The following is a 277-nucleotide window of genomic DNA, read 5'->3' on the forward strand; positions in this document are numbered from 1 at the left end:
GGATCAATTACCTGCGTTTTATTGCCATATTTATCAAACGTAACTTTAATTTGGTTACCTTTAGGGCCCGCTAATATACGCGATTTACCCTTTTCATCGTATTGGTAAGTGGCTGATTTACCATTAGCGTCGATCACTTTAACCAGTAATCCCATAGCATTTTTCAGCTGTGTATTTTTGTGCCCTGAGGGATTAATGGTGGTAACCTCTTTACCATTGTATTGCGTACCCCATACAGATCCATCGGCTTTAGTAACTGATACAACACGATTTTGTT

Annotated in this window: 1 protein-coding gene; it reads right to left on the minus strand. The window is 39.0% G+C overall.

Annotated features, from left to right (window positions below):
• Nucleotides 1-277 (minus strand): hypothetical protein (locus tag R0K30_RS21740; protein WP_410612897.1); only part of this gene is annotated, 277 nt, incomplete at both ends.

The organism is Bacillus sp. SIMBA_154, assembly GCF_046536015.1.
Classification (GTDB): domain Bacteria; phylum Bacillota; class Bacilli; order Bacillales; family Bacillaceae; genus Bacillus; species Bacillus pumilus_P.